This window comes from Metamycoplasma buccale (assembly GCF_046774455.1).
Classification (GTDB): Bacteria; Bacillota_I; Bacilli_A; order Mycoplasmatales; family Metamycoplasmataceae; genus Metamycoplasma; species Metamycoplasma buccale.
On record NZ_CP177249.1, the window covers coordinates 576,785 to 601,733 of the forward strand.

General features: G+C 30.4%; 11 protein-coding genes and 2 rRNA genes. 2 read left to right on the plus strand and 11 right to left on the minus strand.

The features are described 5' to 3' along the window. Nucleotides 1-79: 79 nt before the first annotated feature. Nucleotides 80-1,213: an MHO_1580 family protein gene (locus tag ACLFP3_RS02600; RefSeq protein ID WP_412031405.1), complete on the plus strand. Its 1,134-nt coding sequence runs from the start codon at nucleotides 80-82 to the stop codon at nucleotides 1,211-1,213. A gap of 25 nt (nucleotides 1,214-1,238) precedes the next feature. Here ACLFP3_RS02600 and nadE read toward each other — a convergent pair whose 3' ends face one another. Next, nucleotides 1,239-2,009 (minus strand): NAD(+) synthase, encoded by a 771-nt coding sequence (nadE, locus tag ACLFP3_RS02605; RefSeq protein ID WP_412031406.1) that lies wholly within the window; start codon nucleotides 2,007-2,009, stop codon nucleotides 1,239-1,241. Nucleotides 2,010-2,145: 136 nt separating this feature from the next. On the opposite strand from nadE, the gene ACLFP3_RS02610 reads away from it, so the two are divergent. Beyond that, nucleotides 2,146-5,370 (plus strand): DEAD/DEAH box helicase, encoded by a 3,225-nt coding sequence (locus ACLFP3_RS02610; protein WP_412031407.1) that lies wholly within the window; start codon nucleotides 2,146-2,148, stop codon nucleotides 5,368-5,370. Nucleotides 5,371-5,426: 56 nt separating this feature from the next. On the opposite strand, the gene ACLFP3_RS02615 is transcribed toward ACLFP3_RS02610, so the two are convergent. The 10 genes from ACLFP3_RS02615 to greA all read right to left on the minus strand — a co-directional run bounded on the left by ACLFP3_RS02615 (nucleotide 5,427) and on the right by greA (nucleotide 24,949). Further along, entirely contained in the window at nucleotides 5,427-6,332 is a 906-nt protein-coding gene (locus tag ACLFP3_RS02615; RefSeq protein ID WP_412031408.1) for an NAD(P)/FAD-dependent oxidoreductase, read from the minus strand. A 20-nt stretch (nucleotides 6,333-6,352) separates the two neighbouring features. Further along, entirely contained in the window at nucleotides 6,353-7,312 is a 960-nt protein-coding gene (lgt, locus tag ACLFP3_RS02620) for a prolipoprotein diacylglyceryl transferase (RefSeq protein WP_412031409.1), read from the minus strand. 64 nt (nucleotides 7,313-7,376) lie between these two features. Further along, entirely contained in the window at nucleotides 7,377-10,202 is a 2,826-nt protein-coding gene (gene uvrA, locus ACLFP3_RS02625; protein ID WP_412031410.1) for an excinuclease ABC subunit UvrA, read from the minus strand. Nucleotides 10,203-10,275: 73 nt separating this feature from the next. Next, nucleotides 10,276-14,658: a DNA-directed RNA polymerase subunit beta' gene (rpoC, locus tag ACLFP3_RS02630; RefSeq protein WP_412031411.1), complete on the minus strand. Its 4,383-nt coding sequence runs from the start codon at nucleotides 14,656-14,658 to the stop codon at nucleotides 10,276-10,278. Further along, complete coding sequence (locus ACLFP3_RS02635) at nucleotides 14,658-18,269, minus strand: DNA-directed RNA polymerase subunit beta (RefSeq protein WP_412031412.1); 3,612 nt, start codon at nucleotides 18,267-18,269, stop codon at nucleotides 14,658-14,660. Before ACLFP3_RS02635 ends, rpoC begins: the two co-directional genes overlap by 1 nt. A 154-nt stretch (nucleotides 18,270-18,423) precedes the next feature. Then, a complete protein-coding gene (rplL, locus tag ACLFP3_RS02640; RefSeq protein WP_412031413.1) occupies nucleotides 18,424-18,795 on the minus strand; it encodes a 50S ribosomal protein L7/L12 in 372 nt (123 codons plus the stop codon). A gap of 18 nt (nucleotides 18,796-18,813) precedes the next feature. Continuing rightward, nucleotides 18,814-19,314 (minus strand): 50S ribosomal protein L10, encoded by a 501-nt coding sequence (gene rplJ / locus ACLFP3_RS02645; RefSeq protein WP_412031414.1) that lies wholly within the window; start codon nucleotides 19,312-19,314, stop codon nucleotides 18,814-18,816. Between the two features lie 214 nt (nucleotides 19,315-19,528). After that, nucleotides 19,529-22,422 (minus strand): 23S ribosomal RNA (locus tag ACLFP3_RS02650). Nucleotides 22,423-22,643: 221 nt separating this feature from the next. Then, nucleotides 22,644-24,161 (minus strand): 16S ribosomal RNA (locus ACLFP3_RS02655). Together the 16S and 23S rRNA genes form the textbook arrangement of a ribosomal RNA operon. Before the next feature lie 314 nt (nucleotides 24,162-24,475). Further along, nucleotides 24,476-24,949, minus strand: a complete 474-nt coding sequence (greA, locus tag ACLFP3_RS02660; protein WP_412031415.1) for a transcription elongation factor GreA — start codon at nucleotides 24,947-24,949, stop codon at nucleotides 24,476-24,478.

Below are 24,949 nucleotides of genomic sequence, written 5' to 3' on the forward strand. Positions count from 1 at the left end.
GAATATTATGAAAAATTTTTGAAAGATTTTACTAAATATATAAATAATGACTTAAATAAAAAAGATACAGAAAATAGTAATGTTGAATTTAATTAATACAGAAAACAATATTAATAAACCTGAAATTGTCAATTTAGAAAAAATTGAAGGAAATCGATTCAATTACAAATACGGAATATGAAATTCAGGAAAAATGACATATTATGAAAGTGATAATTTCATTCTAAATAAATATCCTATTTATCTAAATATTAAAAGAAATTTTAATGATGGCAGTGCGATCATAACATTAAAAATACCCACAATTTTTCCTAATATAAAATTCAATTTTGACCATACAGTTGTAGGAATTAATAGGGAATTGGTAAATTTAGAAAATCATTATGAGGAAAATGGTTACCATCATTATGAAATATATAAATATCAAAATGGTAAAAAGATAATATTCAACAATGTTAACCTTATAAACATTTTTTCATATAGAAAGCAAAGAACATATTTTAATTTAAAATTTGGTTTTGTTTATCAAACAATTTGAAAAAATGAATTTAAGGAAAATGAAATTAATTTAGCTAAAAATAAAGCGAGTTGAAATTATGTTTATGAAATAGATTATAAAATTGATCAATCTAGCATAAATACTGATATGTTTATAGACAAAAATACAAAAATAAAAATGCTTAAGGTTTCGCTAGATTTTTCAAATCCAAAAATGGGGGAGGGATGAGAAAAATTAGGAACAATTAGTTATAAAAACTATGAACATAACACCAAAAAGATATTACCAATGAATGAAAAGTTATATCACGCTTTTCAAATTAAAAAATTTCAAACTGATAGTCTTGTTGAAAATCATGATTTTAATATTTTAGATAATGACTTAAATAAAGAAGATGATATTTGAAAATTAAATTTAACCAACAAAATTTATTCAAACTATATTAAGAATAAAAAAGCTTGAGATATAACTCAAAATGAAGGATTAAAAGGTTATTATTTACCATTAAATTTTAGAGGGGATTTTAAAGGTAAATTACATATTGAAAATAAATTTAATCCTAACTTAAAAACTTTGGATTTTTCTCAAATAGTTTATCAAAAATATTTTGATTATTATGATGGTTTAATTCATTTAAATATTGACAAAAGCAATTATAAAATTGATGAAAATTTATTTACTAAAAATAAATGAATAGAAAAGAATTTATCTTAATTAAAAAATAGGTGGTTGATACTACCTATTTTAATTTTGGTCCTTTTGGAATTTCTATTCTTTTATGCTCTGTTAATTTGTGCAAATTAATAATTCTTTTACTAATCTCATTTGGTACTAAATTTTTATCAAGGATTCATTTTTCAAACTCTTCGTAACTAAATCCTAATTCTTTTTCATCAGTTTGATTTTTATATAAATTTGCTGATGGTTCATTATCAATAATTTTTTTAGGGACATTTAATAAATTTGCCAAAACATAAATATCTGACTTTTTAATATTAGCAAAAGGTAATAGATCACAACCTCCATCGCCATATTTAGTAAAATATCCTAAATAAAATTCATCAAAATTATCAGTTCCTAATACAAGGGTATTATTTTCTTGGCTTAATGAATATAATGAAGTCATAAACAATCTTGATTTGAGATTAGATTTTACTAAATCACCATTAGTATTTAATAATTTAACCATATCTTTATATATTTTTGTTAAATCGATGGTATTAATTTTTAAATTTCTACTATTCTGAAGTTCAATTATTAATTTTTCAGTTTCTTTATCTTCATTAATTTTAAAATAATAAAAATGTGAATTATTAGGAAAAATATCTGAAGCAATAATGCTCAATGTAGCACTATCTATTCCTCCCGAAATTCCAAGAGATATACCTTTAGCATTTGCAGAATTAACCTTTTGTTTAATTCAATTTTTAATTTTTGTAATTAAAATGTGATAAATTTTATTTTCTTTTTTAGTTAAATCTTTATATTTAAAATCATTACTTAAACTCATAAAATTAATTTTAACAAACTATTACTAAAAAGCAATAAAATGCAAATAATCACAAATTTAACTAATTTTAAAGATCATTTCTTATTTTAAATATTGCTTATATTCTATAATTAGTAAATATTAATAAAGGAGATATATGAAACAAATATTTGCCTTAGATCCAAATCAAATTAAAAAAATAGATCTAAAAAGAATTCACTCTTCAAAACATTTAAAATTAATTAACAATTTATTAGATATAAAAAGTAGAGGAGATAATGCTACATTTTTTAAGACATCTAACATAAGCTTAGATCTTAAAAAATTATTAGGAATTAAAAATTTGAAAGAAGTTTTTAACAATCTTACTTTTAAAATTTCATTAAAAAATTCTTATGATACTCGCTCATTAAATGAACTAAAAAACATTCACAACATAGAAGAATTTAATATATGATCAAAAATGTATGATTATTCTATTACAACAAAAATGCAAGAAAATTTAAATACTAATTTAGATAAATGATTGCCTATATATAAAAAGAAAATTATTGATCAAAATAGTAATTTTATTAAAACATGAAAAACTAATGCTAAAAGAATTGAAGAAATATACGCTGAAACTAATATTTGACCATTATTTATTGGGACATATTTTTTAAAATATCGAAAAGATGACGTATATTTATATGCTCCTTTCATTTTAAAATCAGTAAAAATTACTTTTAGTGGAAATTCTGTATATTTAGAAAATGCTGATGAAAACATTATTATTAATGAAAAAATCAAATATTTAATTGAACAACATAGTGAAATTAAATTACCAATATTGGAAAATGGTGAATATGCTACTATTTCTGAAGCTTTAGAAAATATTAAATTAATTGATCAAGGATACTTAGGAAAAGAATATGAAAATGATGTTTTCTTAGAGAGTTTAATAGAATATGATAAAAGTGAATTTCCAAATGATGCAATAGTTAAATTAGAATCTGGAACAGCTTTAATTGAAGCTAATCCTGGCGGAACAAAACTTCGTGATGCTATGATTAATCTAATTGCCAACGATAAAATTGATAACTTAATTAGAATTGATGATCTAAAAGACTATACTAAAGATGCTTATGAAAAAGCATTAGAAAAAAATAATATTGCTCGTGTAACTCCATCTGATTTTAGTCAGGAAAAAGCTATTATAGGAACTTTAAACAACTCTGCTATTATAATAGGGCCTCCAGGAACTGGAAAAAGTCAAACTATTGCTAATATTTTAATTAATATTGCTAAAGAAAACAAAAAAGCACTTTTCATTTCTCAAAAGAAAGTTGCATTAGATGTTGTGCTAAAACGTCTAGGCAAATACCAAAATATGATGTTTCAATTCTCTGAAAGTGCAAAAGTTAATAGAAGTGAAAAAGAATATTTTTATAAACCTATTATCGAATACTTTAAAGAAATTAATACTGTTTATCGCTCAAATGACTTAAATGCTTATAATTCTAGTTTTTTTAGTAAAAATGAATTTAGTTATTTAAACGCTAAAAGTGAAATAGGAGAAATTTTTACAAAAGATTTAGAGGCATATCATAATTTAAAAAGCAAAGGAAATTTAAGTACTAGCCTTAAAAATTTAACAAAGTTTTATAAACTTTATAATCAATTTGACTCTAAAAATCAATTTTTAACAATTTTTGATAATTTAGGAAAAATTTCTAAAAGAAAAATTGCTATAAAATTGGGTGAAATTGACAAAAATGATTCAATCTTTAAACCATTTTCACTTAAGTTCAATAAAGTTTATTCTTTAGCTAAAAAAATTAAAAGGTTTTATAACTCTAATTTAGCTCAATATAACATTAGTGATATAACTCAATTATCCAATTTAATTAGATTAAAATCATTTGTTGAGTTCGATAAAAAAGAAAAAGATTATACAAAATTCCTAGATTTTAAAAAACTTGATAATACAACTCCTGATCTTTTAGATGCTATTTATGAAAATAGCGCATTCTATGCAAAACAAAGACTTGACGAATACCGTCAAAGAGGCGAATATCAAAGACAAAAATTAAACCAATTTTTTGGTAGATTAGAAAGAAAAATAACTCCTCCATATATAATAACTTCGCTATTTGAAGATATTATTAAGCAAGTTTATAATATTTATGTTGGAACTCCTGAAATATTGGGAAACTTTGTAAACTTTGAAAATGATAAATTTGATTATGTAATTTTTGACGAAGCAAGTCAAATTTATATTGAAAAAGCCATTCCTTTTATCTCAATTGCAGAAAAAGTAATTATCGCTGGTGATAATCAACAAATGCAACCTTCAAATTGATTCAATACACGTGATGAATCAGAAGATGAATTTAGCGAAGAAGAAATTACTTCTCTACTAGATTGAGCAACTCATAATCACTTACCTAAATATTTATTAGAAATGAATTATCGTTCAAATTCAAGTGAACTAGTGCTATTTTCAAGTAAAGAATTTTATGATTCAGGTCTTAAGGGATTAGATAGTTATACTAAAAAAGATAAAGCTAGTGTTGAAGTAATTGATGTAGATGGTGAATGAATTGATAATAAAAATGAAATTGAATGTGATAAATTAATAAAAATTTGTGAAAAAAATCTTAAAAAATATAATTCAATAATTTTATTAGCTTTCAATAGAAAACAACAAGATTATATTCGTGAACAAATTGCTTTAATGTCACCTAAAATTTTTGAAGTTTTAGAAGATAAAGTTATTTTAAGAAATATAGAAAATATTCAAGGAGATGAAGCTGAACTTGTTATTGCTTCAGTTGGTTACACTGCTAAAACCGCTTTACATTCAACATATATTGGTTCTAAAAAAGGTCGAAATGCTTTAAATGTGGCAATCACTAGAGCAAAAGATAAAATGATAGTTATAAAAAGTATATCAACTAATGATATTGATCCAAAAAATGAGAATTTATTAACATTCAAACGTTGACTTAACTACATTCAATTAAAAAATGAAAAGCAAAAATCTTACATTAGCGATGCTACTCCTAATATAGGCAAATTAGATAAATCGCAATTCATATTTGAAATTACAAATTGATTAAAAGAACAAAGTTTTGCTGACGATATTCAAATACAACTTGATTATTGTGTAGGATCATATAACATTGATATGGCAATACTAGATAATAAAGAAAACTTTATTGTAGGTATATCAATTGATGATTCTTCAGATGGTATGAATTTAGATAATTTTATTCAAAAAAGAATAAAAACAGATTTTATGTCTGTAAAAGGTTACCCAATTTATCGAATTTCAAATTTCAGATTTAATGAAAATAAACCATCTATTTTTAGATTTATTAATACACTTTTGAGTAAATAAATTATTTAAAAATAGCTTGAACTCTTTTTATTTTGGTTCAAGCTATTTTTTTAATTTTAAACTCTAGAATTTATTACTTTAGCAGCAATAGTACCATCAGATGTAGCAGTTGTTATTTGACGTACATCTTTTTTGATAACATCACCAATAGCAAAAATGTTTTTTTCACAAGTTTCCATGTTATTATCCACAACAATAAATCCTCTAGAATCTAACATTTTTGAATTAGTTATAAAGCCTGTTGCAGGTTTAAATCCTACATAAGGAAAGACGGCTTTTATTGGCATCTTTACTATTTTCCCATCAATATTTGCTTCAATATCTTCAATATCATTTTGTCCATTTAATTTCAAAATTTTAGAATTTTCATGAATAAAAATATTTTTAGTATTTTTTACATCTTGAATTAATTTCTTTTCAGCAATAATACCATCTCTTATAAAAATGTGTACTTCGCTAGCTATTTTAGCTAGGTAAATAGATTCTTCAAAAGCAGAATTACCTCCACCTACAATTGCACATGATTTATTTTTATACAATGCCCCGTCACACAAAACACAATAAGAAACACCTTTATGGTTAAACTTTTCAATATTTTCTATATCTAAGGGAACAATATTTTTCATTCCTGTAGCAATAATAATTGAATTAGATAAATATATATCACCATTTTCTAAAGTAACTTGTTTTAAATTTTCAGTTTTTGATTCAATTTTTGTAACTTTTCCATAAATAAATTCAGCACCATTTTTAGTAGCTTGATTAAGCATTTGAATAGACAAATTAGGACCACTAATAAATTCAAAACCAGGGTAATTTTCTATTTTACTTTGTTCAGTCATTTTTCCACCAGGAACATTTGCCTCTATAAAAGCAACTGATAAATTATTTCTAGATAAATATAAAGCTGCGGTTAATCCCGCAGGACCCGCACCAATAATTAAAGTATGGTATTGTTTCATTATTCTTTCCTTATTAATTGTTATTTAGCATCAATATTGCTAGAATTATTTACAACTTGAATTTCTTGAGCTTGTTTATTTAATATTTTTTTATCGTTAGATTTTACGACATATGAATGTTTTTGTTTTGGTTCATAAACTAAGAAATAGAAATATTTGTGAGTTTTTTCATTTTTATATAAAGGGATTTTATAAACGTTGTAATTTAATTTAATTACAAATTCGCACATTACAACAAAGATCAAACCAACAATGATATAGAAAGCAGAAATTACTTTATAAATACCATAGCTACCGTCACGTAATGGTTCCATTCCTGATCTTAAAATTCCATAGTAAATCAAATATATTCCCGCAGTAGTTCCAGGTCTTAATCAGTTAAAGAAGTTAAGAACTCAAACAATTAGAATATATGCAATTAAGTTTGCGATTGATTCGTATAAGAATAATGGTAAACGATAAGCTTTATCGATATACATATGTTGCCTAATAATAGGAGGAAGAATTTTGAATGCAAGAGAGCTTTCTGACATAACTTGACCATAAACTTCATGGTTGGCAAAATTTCCTCATCTACCAATTGCTTGACCAATTAAAACAGCTGGTAAAATAATAGTAAATGCTTTTTTCAAATCAATTTTTTCTTTTGATTTTGAAAAAATAATATACATAACACAACAAATAGTAGCAGTAATAACACCACCTTGAATTGATAACCCACCTTCTCAAATGGCTCAAAACCGTTTAACTGTGGATCAATTTCCTTCTATTGCTTGTTGAATAATAAAATAAATTCTAGCGCCAATAAGAGCAGTAGGTAGAGCAATGAAAATAAGAATTGCTAATTTTTCAAATGAATATTTTTCTCTTCTTCAAAAATAATATATTGTCAAAATAGCTGTTAGCATTCCTAACATCATAGTTAGTGAATATACATAAAAGGGACCAATTTTAAGTTGAACACCTTTAAAATCTACCATATTTCCTCCTAATAATATGTATTATTATAATGCATTTTTAATAAATAAAAACAAATCCAAATCTTTAGTCACCTAAAATTTTTCTTAGATATTCTGCTGTATAAGAATATTTATGTTTAGCAACTTGTTCGGGTGTACCTGTGACAATTATTTTGCCACCTCCAGAACCTCCATCGGGTCCTAAATCGATGATATAATCAGCGCATTTAACAACATCTAGATTATGTTCAATAACAATTACAGTATCACCATTATCAACAATTTTATTTAATACTTTTAAAAGATTACTAATATCATATGAATGAAGACCTGTTGTAGGTTCATCTAAAACATAAATTGACTTTCCAGTAGGTTTTTTTTGTAAGTAAGTTGCCAACTTAACTCTTTGAGCTTCACCACCAGAAAGTGTAGTTGCACTTTGACCTAAAGTAATATAACCGAGTCCCACTTCCATAAGAGTTTCTAATTTATCTCTAATCTTAGATCTTTGAATAAAGAATGTGTATGCTTGTTCAATAGTCATGTTTAGAACATCATTAATATTTTTGCCATGATATTTTATTTCCAATGTTTCTAAATTGTATCTTTTACCTTCACAATGATCACACATAACATAAACATCAGGTAAAAAATGCATTTCAATTTTTATAACACCATCACCTTGACATTTATCACATCTTCCTCCGGGAACATTAAATGAAAAACGAGAACGAATATATCCTCTAATTTTACTTTCTTCTACGTTAGCAAAAATATCACGAATATCATCAAAAACTGATGTATAAGTAGCAGGATTTGAACGAGGTGTTCTACCAATAGGTGATTGGGTAACTTGAATTAATTTATCAACATTTAATTGACCAATTAATTTACTATCTTCACGAATATCATAAGATTGACTATTTAAATATTGATTTAAATTATTTACAAGTTCTTGATTAATCAAACTACTTTTACCTGAACCACTAACACCTGTTACGGCAATAAATTTACCCAATGGAAATGAAACAGTTAAATTTTGCAAATTATTTGTCTTAGCATTTTTTAATGTTAAAACTTTTCCATTTCCACTTCGTCTAGTTTTTGGTATTTCGATTTTACATTCACCACTTAAATATTTACCAGTAATTGATTCTTTTACTTTCTCAATATCTTCTATTGAACCAGTTGCTATGATTTTTCCTCCATGTTCACCAGCAAGAGGTCCTATATCAACAATAAAATCAGCTTGTCTAATTGTGTCTTCATCATGTTCAACTACAATTAAACTATTACCAATAGTAACCATATGTTTTAATGAATTAAGTAATTTTTGATTATCTTTTTGATGAAGTCCTATTGAAGGTTCATCTAAAACATATAAAACTCCCGTAAGATTAGAACCAATTTGAGTTGCTAATCTTATTCTTTGAGCTTCACCACCAGAAAGAGTTTCCGCTTTACGATTTAAAGTTAAATATTGTAATCCTACATTAATTAAAAATTTTAATCTATGATTAAGTTCATTTAGAATAAGTTCACTAATTTCTTTTTCTATATCAGTTAAAGTTAGTTTAGCAAGTATTTCATAAATTTCATCAATAGATTTGTTCGACATTTCATAAATGTTTAAATTTGCTATTTTTATTGCTAAAGCATAAGGATTAAGACGCATTCCCTTGCATTTTGGGCAAGGACTTTCAGCTAAATATTTTTTGTAATAATTTCTTGCTTCTTCAGAAGCAGTATCAACATATTTACGTTCTAATTTTTCAATTATTCCTTCAATATGTTTAGTTCTTTCAAAAATATTTCCTGATTCACTTACTAATCTAAAAGTAATGTCTTCATAAGATCCATATTTAATAATATTAAGTTCTTCTTCAGTTAAATCATATAAAGGTTTATCACAATCAATATGATAAAATTCCAGCATTTTTTTAAATTCTTGTCACTCTAAATTAGAAGTATTAACCAAGTTTTTAAAGTATTTTATTCCACCTTTATTAATGCTAAGTGAATCATCTGGAATGATTAAAGAAATATCAGCTTGTTGTAAAACACCAATACCTTTACAAGTTTCACACATTCCTGAAGGAGCATTAAATGAAAATAATTTTGGCTCTATTTTAGGCATATCAAAATCGCCATGTTCACAACTATGATAAATTGAAAATGACTGTTTTGTGTTTTTATCAGGTGCTTCAATTGTAACAAGACCATTAGAATATTCTAATGCTATTTCAATTGCCTCACTAACTCTAGCATGCATATCACTATCTAAAACTAAACGATCTATAATAATTTCAATTGTTCATTTTTTGTTTTTATCAAGAGTAATATCTTTATCAAGTGAAAAAATTTCATCATTTATTTTTACTCTTAAAAATCCATCTCTTTTTAATTTAGCAAGTAAAACTTGATGAGTACCTTTTTGATTAGTAACAACTGGTGATAAAATATAAATTTTTTCATTATTAGGATACTTAAAAACAGAATCAATAATATCTTTAGAACGTTGAGCAGTTATTTCAATTTTGTGGTTAGGACAATAAGGTTTACCAATTCTTGCATACAATAATCTAAAATAATCATATATTTCAGTAACTGTTCCTACAATACTTCTAGGATTATTATGAACTGTTTTTTGTTCAATTGAAATAGCAGGGCTTAAACCTTCAATACTTTCTACATTTGGTTTTTTAGTACCACCTAAAAATTGACGTGCATAACTAGATAAACTATCAACGTATCTTCTTCTTCCTTCTTCATAAATAGTATTAAAAGCAAGAGAACTTTTTCCAGAACCGCTTAATCCTGTAAATACTACAAATTTGTTTCTTGGAATTATTACATCGATGTTTTTTAAATTATTTTCTTTAGCACCTTTTACGATAATTTTGTCATTCATGATTATTTATTATATAAAAAAGCAAACACTTTGTTGTAGCAAAGTGTTGCATTTTTTTTAATTATTTAATTGGTTATTCTTCATTTAAATTTTCTGAATAATAATCATCATTTTCTTCGTCTTCAACTGCTATAGCTTCTTCTTGATTAATTTCATTATCAATTTCTTCACGATAAGCATCTAAATCAATTGGTGTGAAGTTAATTTCATCTTCTGAAAGTTCATCCTCATGTTTAAAATATTTTATTGAAGGACGTATATCATATTTAGAACGATCTTCGAAAGGATATAAAGCTGTACCGGCAGGGATTTTTTTACCAACAATAATGTTTTCTTTTAATCCTTCTAAATTGTCATTTCTTGATGAAATTGCTGCATGTACTAAAATTTTGCTAGTTTCTTGATATGAAGCAGCTGCTAGGAATGAATCTGATAATAATGGAACTTGTTTTGCTCCTTTAATTACTACCTTACCATAAGAAGGACGCATTCCTTTTGCAAGTAATTGTGAATTTTCTTCTTCATAATCAAAAATATCGATGATTGCTCCAGCAAAAAATTTCGAATCACCAGGATCATAAATAGTAATTTTTGACATCATTTGTCTAACAATAATTTCAATATATTTATCACTAATTGCAATACCTTGAATACGGTAAATTCTTTGAATTTCTTTTAATAAATAATTTTGAACAGTTAAAGTGTCAGTTAAAGCAAGTAAATCACGTAATATTACTGGTCCTTCAGAAAGTTTTTGACCAATTCTTACTAAATCCCCTTCTTTAACACGTAATTTTTTATTTGTTTCAACAAATACTTTTCTCTTCAATAAACTACCTTTATAGTTTCTAAATTCAATCGTTACAATATATTTATTAGCATCTTTATCTTCATTAGCTATTTCAACAACTTTACCACAATAAGGAGAAATAACTGCAGGACGACCTCAAGGTTGTTCATGAGCATCAATTAATTCAATTAAACGAGTAAAACCACCAGTAATATCTTCAACGCCGGCTACCCCACCTGTATGGAAAGTACGCATGGTAAGTTGTGTACCAGGTTCACCAATAGACTGAGCAGCGATAATACCAACAGCTTCACCAATATTAACAACTCTATTTGTAGCAAGGTCTTTACCAAAACACATTTTACATACACCATTACGGGTGTTGCAACCTAAAATTGAACGAATTTCTACTTCTTCAATACCTTCATCAATAATTCTTTGAGCAAGTTTTTCAGTTATTAAAGTGTTTCTATCAATAATTTGAGCATTGCTTTTGTTAAAAATTGGTTTATTGGTATAACGTCCTATAATTCTTTCTTTTAAAGGAACAATAATTTGTTTAGTTTTAGTATCTACAATATTTCTAGCTACATAACCATAATCAGAACCACAATTTTCTTCTCTAACAACAATATTTTGAGCAACATCCACTAGTCTTCTAGTTAAATATCCAGATTTTGCAGTGTTAAGAGCTGTATCTGTAAGACCTTTACGGGCACCATGGGTAGAAGAATAAAACTCAAAGGCAGTAAGACCTTCAATAAATGAAGATTTAACCGGTACTTCAACAGTACTACGAACAACTCTATCATTTTTAGCATCAGCTTTAGTAGTCTTAGTATTATTTGCCATAAGACCACGCATACCAGCTAATTGAACATAGTTAGAAATGTTTCCCCGAGCACCAGAATTTATCATAGTAATAACAGGGTTTTTTGGATTTTGCTTAATGATAGTTTGCAATTCTGCTTGAATTTTATCCTTAATTTCAGATCATTTTTTGATTGTTAGTGAATATCTATCATCATCAGTTATGAAACCTTTATTGTAATATTCTCTAAGTTGAGCAATATAGTCATCGCCTTCTTTAATATATTCTTGTTTTTTGTCTGTTTCTAAAATATCAGCAATTGAAATTGAGATACCAGAAATAGTTGAATAGTGAAATCCTAATTCTTTAATTTGATCAAGAATTGAGGCAACAATATTAGTATATCTAAATCACACTTTATCTAATATTTCTGCTTTTTCTTCTGGACTTAGAGGGATATCCAAGTTCTCTTGAACTCTTTCTCTACTTTTACTAATTAATTTATCTACTTCTTCTTTAGTAAATGCAGCTAAAAGAATAGCATGTTCTCGGTCAATTGGTTTTCCTTCATAATTTTTTAATTTTATGAAACTTGTAATAACATCTAATAATGCTACATCATTAAGTTTTTCAATTACTTCTGCAACATCTTGTAATGAAATAGTTGCAACATATTTATCAAAAACATAACGAATAATTTTTGCAATATTTTTTTTGTTAAATGCTTCTAGGATAGGAAGTTCATATTTAATATAATCATGAATATTAGTACCAGAAGGAACAACATATTTTAAGAATTTAGTGTTGTATTCTTCTAAAGAATTTACTTTGTTAACATTGTTATCAAAGAAAAATGGAAATGACTTAGGAAAAATATTATTGAAAATAAATTTACCAACTGTTGAAATTATGTATTGTCTTTTTTCTCTAGGATTAAACAATTTTAAATCTTTAACTTGGTCTGCAGGTAAAGCAACACGAGCATGAAGTGAAACTTTTTTAGCTTCAAAAGCACGCATCATGTGATCATAATCATCAAATGTTTTACCTTCACCTAATGCATTATCCTCTTCAATTGTTAGATAATAAATTCCTAAAATCATATCTTGACTTGGATTAATAATGGGTTCACCATCTTTTGGACCAAGAATATTTTTATTAGCTAACATAAGTTCACGGCTTTCTAATAAAGCTTGTTCAGAAATAGGAACGTGAACTGCCATTTGGTCACCATCAAAGTCAGCATTAAAAGGTGTACAAACAAGTGGATGTAATTTGATTGCTCTTCCTCTAACTAAAACTGGTTCGAATGCTTGAATTGAAAGACGGTGAAGAGTAGGAGCACGGTTAAGTAAAACTAATCTTCCTTTAATTGTTTCAGCAATGTGAGGTCAAATAACAGGATTTTGATCTTCAATCATTTTTTTAGCATTTTTAATAGTTGTAGCAATTTCTTTTTCAATTAAACGAGCAATAATTCAAGGTTCAAATAATTTTGCAGCCATTTCACGAGGAATACCACATTGATGCATTTTTAAGTTAGGACCAACAACAATAACTGAACGACCTGAATAGTCAACACGTTTTCCTAATAAATTTTGTCTAAAACGACCTTTTTTACCAGTTAAGGCATCACTAATTGATTTAAAAGGGCGATTATCTTTTGAAAGAACAGGATTTGGACTTCTTCTTTGATTATCAATTAAAGCGTCTACTGCTTCTTGAATCATTCTAAGTTCATTTTGAATAACTAAAGTAGGAGCGTCCTTATCTTGTCATTGTTTCAAACGATTATTTCTAATGATTACACGACGATAAAGTTCATTGATATCACTAGTTGAATGACGTCCACCATCAAGTTGAATCAATGGACGTAAATCAGCTGGAATAACAGGTAAATTGTAAATTAACATGCTTGTAGGTTCTTGTTTTGATTCAATAAAAGCATTAATTACTTGTAAACGTTTATATAATTTTTCACGATTTTGTTTTGAATTTGAGGTAACTTTATTAGTATTTTTAAGTTCTTCTTCATTAATTTTATTAATTTCTTTAGTTACAAATTCTTTTTCTTTTTGTAAGTCCAAGTTTTTTAATAAATATTCAATAGCGATAGCACCAGTACCGATTTTTGCTTCAGAATAATGTTCAATAACTTCATTAATTTCATAAAAATCAATTCCATAGTCTTGACCAATTTTAGAAGTAGCTTTTTCGATAAGAGTATCAAGAATTTCTTTTATATCTTCATATTCTTCAGAATCTTCTTTAAAACGAGCAAGTAATTCTGTTAAAGCATCACGATAAATTACTGCAGCTTCATTAATATCAATAATTTGATTTTTAGGTAGGGCTTTTAGACCGCCACTTTCTAAAACAATATGACTTTTATAGTAAATTAAGTTTTCTAAATCAATTCTTCTTACTGCTTCATGATTTTTACCAACTCTTAACCCTAATAATTTAAAAATAATTGAATGGTCAACTTTAAAATATCAAAAATGGACAACAGGACTATTTAGTTTAATATGTCCCATGTGATTTCTACGAGAAATTTTTGGCAATATTTCTACATGTTCTTGTTTACATAATTCGGTTTTATTACAAAAACTTCCCTCATTGATTTTTTTATACTTATGACCACAAACTGGACAACGATAATCAATCATTGGTCCAAAAATTATTTCATCAAATAAACCTCCACGTTCAGGTTTATAACTTTTATAATTAATTGTTTCAGGTTTAGTAACTTCACCATGTGATCAATTTTCAACATCATTAGGAGTTGCTAATGCTAATGATATTTTAGAAATTTTATCTTCATCAAGAGTAGCATATTTTCTACTTTTTTTCATTATTCAGCTCCTCCTTCAATTTCTTGATAGTATTTAGTATCAACACGATTATCTTGCTCATCAAGTTCTCCATTAGCATTTTTTTCATGAGCTTCTAATTTAATTCCTAATCCTCTTAACTCATATGCCAATACGCTAAATGATTCTGGCATTCCAGGTTTTGGCAAGCGTGTTTTAGTCGCTAAAGCATTATATAATTGATTTCTTCCAGCTATATTATCAGATTTATATGTTAATAATTCTTGTAGAACATTTGAAGCACCATATGATTCAATTGCTCAAGTTTCCATTTCTCCAAATCTTTGACCACCATTTTGGCTTTTACCTCCAAGTGGTTGTTGAGTAATAAGTGAATATGGACCCACTGAACGAGAGTGCATTTTATCATCAACCATGTGATATAGTTTTAACATATACATAACACCAACCGAAATTGGGTGATCAAATTTTTCACCTGTTTGGCCATCATATACATATTGTTTTCCACCAGAAGGTAAATCAGCTTCTTCTAAAATGTCTTTAATTTGATTATGGGTTATTCCATCAAAAACAGGAGTAACAAATTTTATTCCCATTTTTTTAGCAGCTAATCCTAAATGAAGTTCCAATACTTGTCCAATATTCATACGAGAAGGCACACCTTGAGGATTTAAAACCATGTCAAGAGGAGTACCATCTTCTAAATATGGCATTTCTTCAACTGGTAAAACTATTGATACAACCCCTTTGTTTCCATGCCGTCCTGCCATTTTATCGCCGACTTTAATTTTACGTTTTTGAGCAATAGAAACCTTAACGATTTTTTCAATGCCATCTTCTAATTGATCGCCATATTCACGACTTAAAACTTCAACAGCAACAACAGTACCATTATGTCCGTGTTTAACTTTTAATGAAGTATCTTTACGAGAAGCGGTTTTTTGACCAAAAATTGCTGCCATTAATTTTTCTTCTGGAGTAGGATTTTCTTCTCCTTTTGGTGAAGTTCTTCCAACTAAAATATCACCGGCACTAACTTCAGAACCGACACGAACAATTCCATTTTCACCTAAAAATCTCTTAGAATAATTTGAAGCATTTGGAATATCATCTGTTAATATGTCTTCTCCTGCTTTTGAATGTCTAAATTGAATAGTTTGTTCTTCAATATGTATTGAAGTATAAATATCATCTTTTACTAATCTTTCAGAAAGAATAACAGCATCTTCATAATTATAACCATGTCATGTACTAAAACCAACTAAAACATTTTTTCCTAAAGCAAGCTCACCATTTTTCATAGAAGGCCCGTCAACTAATAAATCTCCAGCTTTAATTTCTTGGCCAACATTTACTAATGGAATTTGGTGAATCAAAGTACCTTGGTTACTTCTTTCAAATGTTCTTAAATAGTAAATTTCAGTTTTGGATGATCCAGTAGGTAAAATTTTAATCATACTTGAATCAACATATGTAACTATACCATCTTTGTTAGCACGAATATTTGTAGATGAATATTTAGCAATATCAGCTTCAACATCAGTAGCAACTAATGGAGCTTCAGGATAAATTACTGGAACTGCTTGACGTTGCATATTAGAACCCATAAGAGCACGGTTAGCATCGTCATTCTCTAAAAAAGGAATTGCTGAAGCAGCAATGGAAGTCATTTGTCTATTACTTACCCCAATAAAATCTACTTCATTAACTGATACTTCAATATATTCATTATCACGTCTAACCATAACATTTGGATCTGTTATTTTATATTCTTTATTTTGCTTGTCATAATCAATATGAACAGTTGATTGTGCAAAACTATAACCGGTTTCTTCTATTGCGGTTAAATAAACTGGTTTAGTAAAATCTACAATACTTTTATTTACTTTAAAATATGGTGTTTGAATAAAACCATATTTATCAATTTGGGCAAATGATGCCAAATTTAAAATTAAACCAATGTTTGGTCCTTCTGGAGTTTCAATTGGACATATTCTTCCATAATGTGTTGGGTGAACATCACGAACTTCAAATTGAGCAGTATCTCTATTAAGACCTCTTGGTCCTAGTGAAGTAATTCTTCTTTTATTTGAAATTTCAGCAAGTGGATTACATTGATCCATGAATTGTGATAATTTAGAAGTGTTGAAAAATGATTTAAATTGATTAAAAATAGGTTTGTTATTTGTTACATTTCTAGGTGTTATTTTGTCAATATCTTTAGCAGAAATTCTTTCTTTTGTATTTTTTTCTAATTTGATAAGACCTATTCTAAATTGGTTTTGAAGTAATTCACCAATTGTAACAATTCTTTTATTAATAAGTGAATCTGGATCATCATCCAATCCTACTTTTTCTAAAAGATTGAAATAATATGAAATAGTAGCAACTAAATCTGGAATTAATAAAAAGTTTTCTGTAGAATTAGGATCGTTTCCTAGCACCAATACTTTTTTATCATAATTCATATCATTTTCAGTTGGGTATATTTCAATTGCTGGAACATATAAACGATTAGCAAGTTTTTCATTTCCAATGACATCTAATTGATTACCATAAGCATCTTCATTGATATCAGGTAATCTTTTCATAGGAATAATTCCTTGCTTGAACTCTTCATGAATTTTTCTAGCTTTTTCTCAATCAATAAATTCATTTTTTTGATAAAGTAAATCACCATTAATTGAAAAAATATCTTGTGCTAAATAAGAGTTAGCAATCCTTTCCATGACATTTAATTTTCTATTTAAAGTAAATCTACCTGTTTCAGTTAAGTTATATCTTTTTTCATTAAATAAAGTTGAAGGTATTAAATTCTTGGCACTTTCAGGAGTCATTCTATCGCCTTTTCTGATTAATCGATAGATTGCTTCTTGTGCTTCACGAATAGTTTCTTCTGGTGTTTCACCAATGATTTTATCTTTCTTAAAAGTTTCCTTTAATTCAGGAACCTTTCCAAACATTTCATAAATACCATTTTTAGTAAAGCCTAATGCTTTTAAGAAAATAGTTAAATAAAATGATTTATTTTTATCGATATGAATTTTAACTGCATCAATTGAGTTAGATGTAATTTTATGATAAATTTCTACTCATGAACCTAATTGTGGAATAATCTCAACTTTGTTAAATAAGTCATTAGCTTGTTTATTTCTAACGCCAATACCGAAATATGCCCCAGTTGATCTAATCAATTGAGACACTATAACTTTTTCTGAACCATTAATAACAAAGGAACCACCATAAGTCATAATAGGAATTTCTGCAAAGACAACTTCAGCGTCTTCTACTTCTCCGGTAAGAATATTGGTTTGTCTTAGCTTTGCTTTTAACTTTCCAACATATGATGAACCTTTTTGTTTTGCCTCTTTAATGCTTTCAAATTCTGATTTTTTAGGCATTTCAAAATGAGCTGTATTATTAATGTAATCAATTCTAACTTTGTCTTTGGTTTCGATTGGGTAAATGCTTCTTAGTTCAGTTTCAATTCCAGTTGTTAAAAATTTTTCTACTGATTCTCTTTGCATTTCTAAAAAATCAGGAGTATCAAATTTTTTTTGACTAATAGAATAGTCACGTCTTTCTGTTACTGGTCCAAACTTTCTAATTTCGTATTTTGTTTTGTTTAACATTTATCTTACCTCATGCAACATTAAATAATTTGTTTTAACATCAAAATAGATGTTTTATTAGTATTCAGTTTTAAGTTGATCTGTTATATAATACGCACGTATGTGTATTAAAATAGAAAAAGCGGCTTTATAAAAGCCTTTTTTAAAATTTTATTTATTCTAAAACAACTTCTGCTTTAACTTCTACTAAAGCTTTCTTAATGTTTTCTGCTTCTTCTTTCTTAACATTTTCTTTTAAAACAACAGGAGCAGATTCAACTAGTTTTTTAGCATCCATTAAGCCTAAACCTAATAAATCTTTAACTGCTTTAATTACAGCTAATTTGTTGCCACCATCTGATTTTAATTTAATATTAAATTCTGATTTTTCTTCTGCAGCTTGAGCAGCAGGTGCAGCTGCTGCTGCTACAACTGCGGTAGGATCAATTCCAAATTCTTCTTTTAATCCATTAACTAGTTCCATTACTTCTTTAATGTTCATTTCTTTTAATGCTGAAATAAATTCTTCTTTTGTTAATTTTGCCATAATAAATTTCTCCTTTAATTATTCTGATTTAATTTTTCCTTGTTCAATTAACATATTTAAACCAATACCTAAATTTCTTAGTGGGTTTATTAGTGAATTTCCTAAAATCATTAATGATTCTTCATATGAAGGAAGTTTTGCTATTTCAATTAAGCTTTTAGCATCAACTACTTTTTCTTCATATATTCCTGAAACAATCTTTAATGAAGGATATTGTTTTTGAAATTTTACTAATGTTTTAATAGCAGATAAATCATCTTGTTTAGAAAAAGCAAAAATGTTTTGTTCAACTAATGAATCATTAATACTTTCAAAACCTAGAGTTTTAGTTGCGTGTTTAACTAATCTATTTTTATAAACTTTTAAAAGTACACCAGCTTTTTGTAATTCTTCTCTAATAGTTTGTAAACTAATAACATCTAAAGTTTTATAGTTTGCAACAACAAGACTTTTTGATTCTTTTAAATTTTTAGTAATTTCTTCTACAACTAAATTTTTAGCTTCTCTTAAAGCACTCATTGGTCCTCCTTATTTTATAATTATGCAATATCAAAGTGAAAAAAGTAAACATACTAGGTAACATATTAAGCGTTAAGCTGTTACTGTCTTCATATATTGCGCAAGTAATTATAACATATAAAACGCTATATAAAATAAAAAAACTCCTTTTAAGGAGTTTAAATATTGTTCTCTGAAAACTGAATAAGACATATTTATTTCAATCTATAGTTTTACTATTAAACCACTCAATTTATTAGTACTGGTCAGCTGAATGTATTACTACACTTACACCTCCAGCCTATCAACCTCATAGTCTATAAGGAATTTAAAGGGAATATTCATCTTTGAGGAGGCTTCCCGCTTAGATGCCTTCAGCGGTTATCCTTGCCGTACTTGGCTACCCAGCTATGCTCTTGGCAGAACAACTGGAACACCATCGGTACGTCCACTCCGGTCCTCTCGTACTAAGAGTAGCTCTCATCAATATTCCAACGCCCACATCAGATAGGAACCAAACTGTCTCACGACGTTTTGAACCCAGCTCGCGTACCGCTTTAATGGGCGAACAGCCCAACCCTTGGAACCGACTCCAGCTCCAGGATGCGATGAGCCGACATCGAGGTGCCAAACCTTCCCGTCGATGTGATCTCTTGGGAAAGATAAGCCTGTTATCCCCGGGGTAGCTTTTATCCGTTGAGCGACGGCCTTTCCACGAAGAACCGCCGGATCACTAAGTCCTGCTTTCGCACCTGCTCGACTTGTAGGTCTCACAGTCAATCACACTTCTACCTTTATGCTCTTTAATACGGTTTCTGACCGTACTGAGTGTAACTTTGAACGCCTCCGTTACCCTTTGGGAGGCGACCGCCCCAGTCAAACTACCCACCACACACTGTCCTCTTGCCAGATAATGGCAATAAGTTAGAAGTTCAACGTAACAAGGGTGGTATTTCAACGTCGACTCCACAAGAACTAGCGTCCTTGTATCAAAGTCTCCCACCTATCCTACACATGTTAAATCAAACTCCAATATGAAGTTATAGTAAAGCTCCACGGGGTCTTTTCGTCTAGATGCGGGTCTCCGGCGTCTTCGCCGGAACCATAATTTCACCGAGTCCAATGTCGAGACAGTTAAGAGATAATTACTCCTTTCGTGCAGGTCAGTATTTAGCCGACAAGGAATTTCGCTACCTTAGGACCGTTATAGTTACGGCCGCCGTTCACCCGGGCTTCACATCAGTGCTTTGCAAATGCTAACACCTCTGCTTAACCTTCGGGCACTGGGCAGGAGTCACCCCATATACATCGTCTTACGACTTAGCATAGAGCTGTGTTTTTGATAAACAGTTCCCCCTTACTATTCACTGCGGCCCATGTTACCATGGGCATCCCTTCTTGCGAACTTACGGGATGAATTTGCAGAGTTCCTTGACATTGGTTTTCTCGCTCGCCTTAGAATACTCATCTTGGGGACGTGTGTCCGTTCTTGGTACGGGTTTCACAGAATTTAAGTTAGAAGCTTTTTTAAGAGGTATGAAATCATTTAATTCGCTACTTGGTTGCCCTTTCACTATGCATTATAACTTCAGGTTAAGCTATGCGGATTTGCCTACATAACCCCGTCATTATTTACCCCACAATCCAGTAAGTGGTAAAACTATCCTCCCCCGTCACTCCATCACATTCAAGAAAGTACAGGAATATTAACCTGTTGTCCATCGGCTACGCCTTTCGGCCTCGTCTTAGGACCCGACTAACCCTGGGTGGACGAACCTTCCCCAGGAAACCTTCCCCAATAGGCGTCAGAGATTCTCACTCTGAATCGTTACTCATACCGGCATTCTCACTTCTAAGCGCTCCACTAGTCTTTACAGTCTAGCTTCAATGCCCTTAGAACGCTCCTCTAACGCATTTCTGCCCGTAGCTTCGGTATTGTGTTTTAGTCCCGTTGAATTATCGGCACAGAGTCTCTCGACTAGTGAGCTATTACGCACTCTTTAAACGATGGCTGCTTCTGAGCCAACATCCTAGCTGTTTAAGAAACTCCACAACCTTTCTCACTTAACACAATTTTGGGACCTTAGCTGACGATCTGGGTTGTTTCCCTCGCGTGCATCGACGTTATCACCGATGTACCGACTGCATAATAGTACACGATAGTATTCGGAGTTTGATTATAGTCAGTACGGCTAGGCGCCGCCATTCCATATTCAGTGCTCTACCCCCATCGCTTAACATTACACGCTAGCCCTAAAGCTATTTCGAGGAGAACCAGCTATCTCCAAGTTCGATTGGAATTTCACCCCTATCCACAAGTCATCCGGGCACTTTTTAGCGTACTACGGTTCGGTCCTCCACTTAGTGTTACCTAAGTTTCAACCTGCTCATGGATAGATCACCTGGTTTCGGGTCTATATCAACATACTAAAGCGCCCTATTCAGACTCGATTTCTCTACGGCTTCGCTTTATTCCACTTAACCTTGCATGTTGACATAACTCGCCGGTCCATTCTGCAAGATGTACGCCATCACCCATTAACGGGCTCTGACTAACTGTAAGTAATTGGTTTCAGAATCTATTTCACTCCCCTCCCGGGGTTCTTTTCACCTTTCCCTCACGGTACTAGTTCGCTATCGGTGTCTAGTTAGTATTTAGCCTTACCGGGTGGTCCCGGCAGATTCAGACAGGGTTTCACGTGCCCCGCCCTACTCAGGATACTGCTAAAAGAATTACACATTTCACTTACGGGAATTTCACCCTCTATGTTTAAGCATTCCAACTTATTCTGCTATGTGTAATTTTTGTAACTTTATATAAGCAGTCCTACAACCCTAGCAACAAGTGCTAGTTTGGGCTTTTCCCCGTTCGCTCGCCACTACTAAGGGAATCATTCTTTATTTTCTCTTCCTGCTGCTACTGAGATGTTTCAATTCACAGCGTGTCTCTTCATTTGACTATGGATTCATCAAAATGATAATTGAGGATTAGCTCAATTAGGTTTCCCCATTCGGAAATCCCCGTATCGTTGCTTATTTCCAGCTAAACGAGGCTTATCGCAGGTAATCACGTCCTTCTTCGACTACTAGACCCAAGGCATCCACCAAAAACTCTTATCTTGTTTAATAGTATTTGTCAGTTATTGTTAGTATGACCTATTGTTTGTCTTTTTATAAATATTCTATAGGTTGATCTAAACTTTGAAATATTAATTTTAATTTTTCAATGTCTATATTCAGTTTTCAAAGAACAAAATTGAGAGATAGAACTCTCAAAACTGGATACAAATATTATTCCATAACTATAAATTAAGTCAAGAAGTTATATAAACTTCTAATGTACTCCGTAGAAAGGAGGTGATCCATCCCCACGTTCTCGTAGGGATACCTTGTTACGACTTCACCCCAGTCACCAGTCCTACCTTAGGCAGTCGCCTCCGAGGTTAGCAAACCGACTTTGGGTATTACCAGCTCCCATGGTGTGACGGGCGGTGTGTACAAGACCCGAGAACGTATTCACCGCAGCATAGCTGATCTGCGATTACTAGCGATTCCGACTTCATGAAGTCGAATTGCAGACTTCAATCCGAACTGAGATCGGCTTTTTGAGATTTGCTCCATGTCGCCATATTGCTTCTCTTTGTACCGACCATTGTAGCACGTGTGTTGCCCCACTCGTAAGAGGCATGATGATTTGACGTCATCCCCACCTTCCTCCCAGTTACCCAGGCAGTATCTCTAGAGTCCTCGACATGACTCGTTAGTAACTAAAGATAGGGGTTGCGCTCGTTGCAGGACTTGACCAAACATCTCACGACACGAGCTGACGACAACCATGCACCATCTGTCACTCCGTTAACCTCCACTATATCTCTATAGTATTGCGAAGGATGTCAAGAGTGGGTAAGGTTCTCCGTGTATCTTCAAATTAAACCACATGCTCCACCGCTTGTGCGGGTCCCCGTCAATTCCTTTAAGTTTCACTCTTGCGAGCATACTACTCAGGCGGATCATTTAATGCGTTAGCTGCGTCAGTGATTCTCCACCGACTAATGATCATCGTTTACGGCGTGGACTACCAGGGTATCTAATCCTGTTTGCTCCCCACGCTTTCGTCCCTCAGCGTCAGTATAGACCCAGTAAGCTGCCTTCGCCTTTGGTGTTCTTCCATATATCTACGCATTTCACCGCTTCACATGGAATTCCGCTTACCTCTATCCAACTCTAGTTTACCAGTATCCAAAGCGAACCAGGGTTGAGCCCTGGGATTTGACTTCAGACTTAATAAACAGCCTACGAACGCTTTACGCCCAATAATTCCGGATAACGCTTGCGACCTATGTATTACCGCGGCTGCTGGCACATAGTTAGCCATCGCTTTCTAATAAGGTACCGTCAGCTTAGAAGCATTTCCTCAACTAAGTGTTCTTCCCTTATAACAGCACTTTACAATCCGAAGACCGTCATCATGCACGCTGTGTCGCTCCATCAAGCTTTCGCTCATTGTGGAATATTCCCTACTGCTGCCTCCCGTAGGAGTTTGGGCCGTATCTCAGTCCCAATGTGGCCGTTCAGTCTCTCGACCCGGCTAAACATCATAGCCTTGGTGGGCCATTACCTCACCAACAAGCTAATGTTCCGCACCCTCATCTCTTAGTGAAGCAAACGCTTCTTTCACAACAGAATCATGCGATTCTATGCGTATCCGGCATTAACCAATGTTTCCATTGGGTATTCCAATCTAAAAGGTAGATTAAGCACGTGTTACTCACCCATTCGCCGCTAAAGTATTGCTACTTCCGCTCGACATGCATGTATTAGGCACACAGCCAGCGTTCATCCTGAGCCAGGATCAAACTCTTATAAAATTTGATTTTTGGTTTGTTATTAAAATTAAAAAATTGACGTTATGGTATTCGTATCCAGTTTTCAAAGAACTATCTTTTTGCTCCTTTGTTCAAAAGGCGCAATTAACATTTTACATTATTTTTAATGCTTTTTACAAAAAATTTTATTTTTTTATTATTCAATTTTTTTGAACAAAATTTCCTAAAATTTTAGTCTATTTGCGTTAATTACAAAAGACTATTAGGTATTTTACAACATAATCAAGAAATATTTCACAAAATTTTTATTTTTTTGTAAATATTAAAAAATCTCCAAGACCGGAGATGTTTAATTGCTAATTAATTGATAAAATTCTAATTCTATATTTTTTAGGTGCTTCAACTTCAATAGTATCATTTTTGTTTTTTCCTAATATAGCTTTAGCTAAAGGTGATGTATTAGATATTTTATTATTAAAAGGGTCGGCATCTAAAGCTCCAACTATTTGAACTTCAACAATTTTTTCTGATGTTAAATTAATTAGTTTTACATTTGATCCAATTTTTACAATATTGGTAGTTACATCACTATTAATAACTTCACAGTTGTCTAAAATATGTTGAATTTCTAAAATTTCATTTTCAATAGCTGCTTGTTTATCTCTAGCGGCATCATATTCGGCATTTTCTGATAAGTCACCTTGATTTCTAGCTTCCTTAATTTCTTCAATTACTTGAGGACGACTTACCTCTTGCAAATATTTTAATTTTTCTTCATATTGTTTTAAACTCTCTAGAGTTAAATAAATTTTATCCTTTTCTTGTGCCAT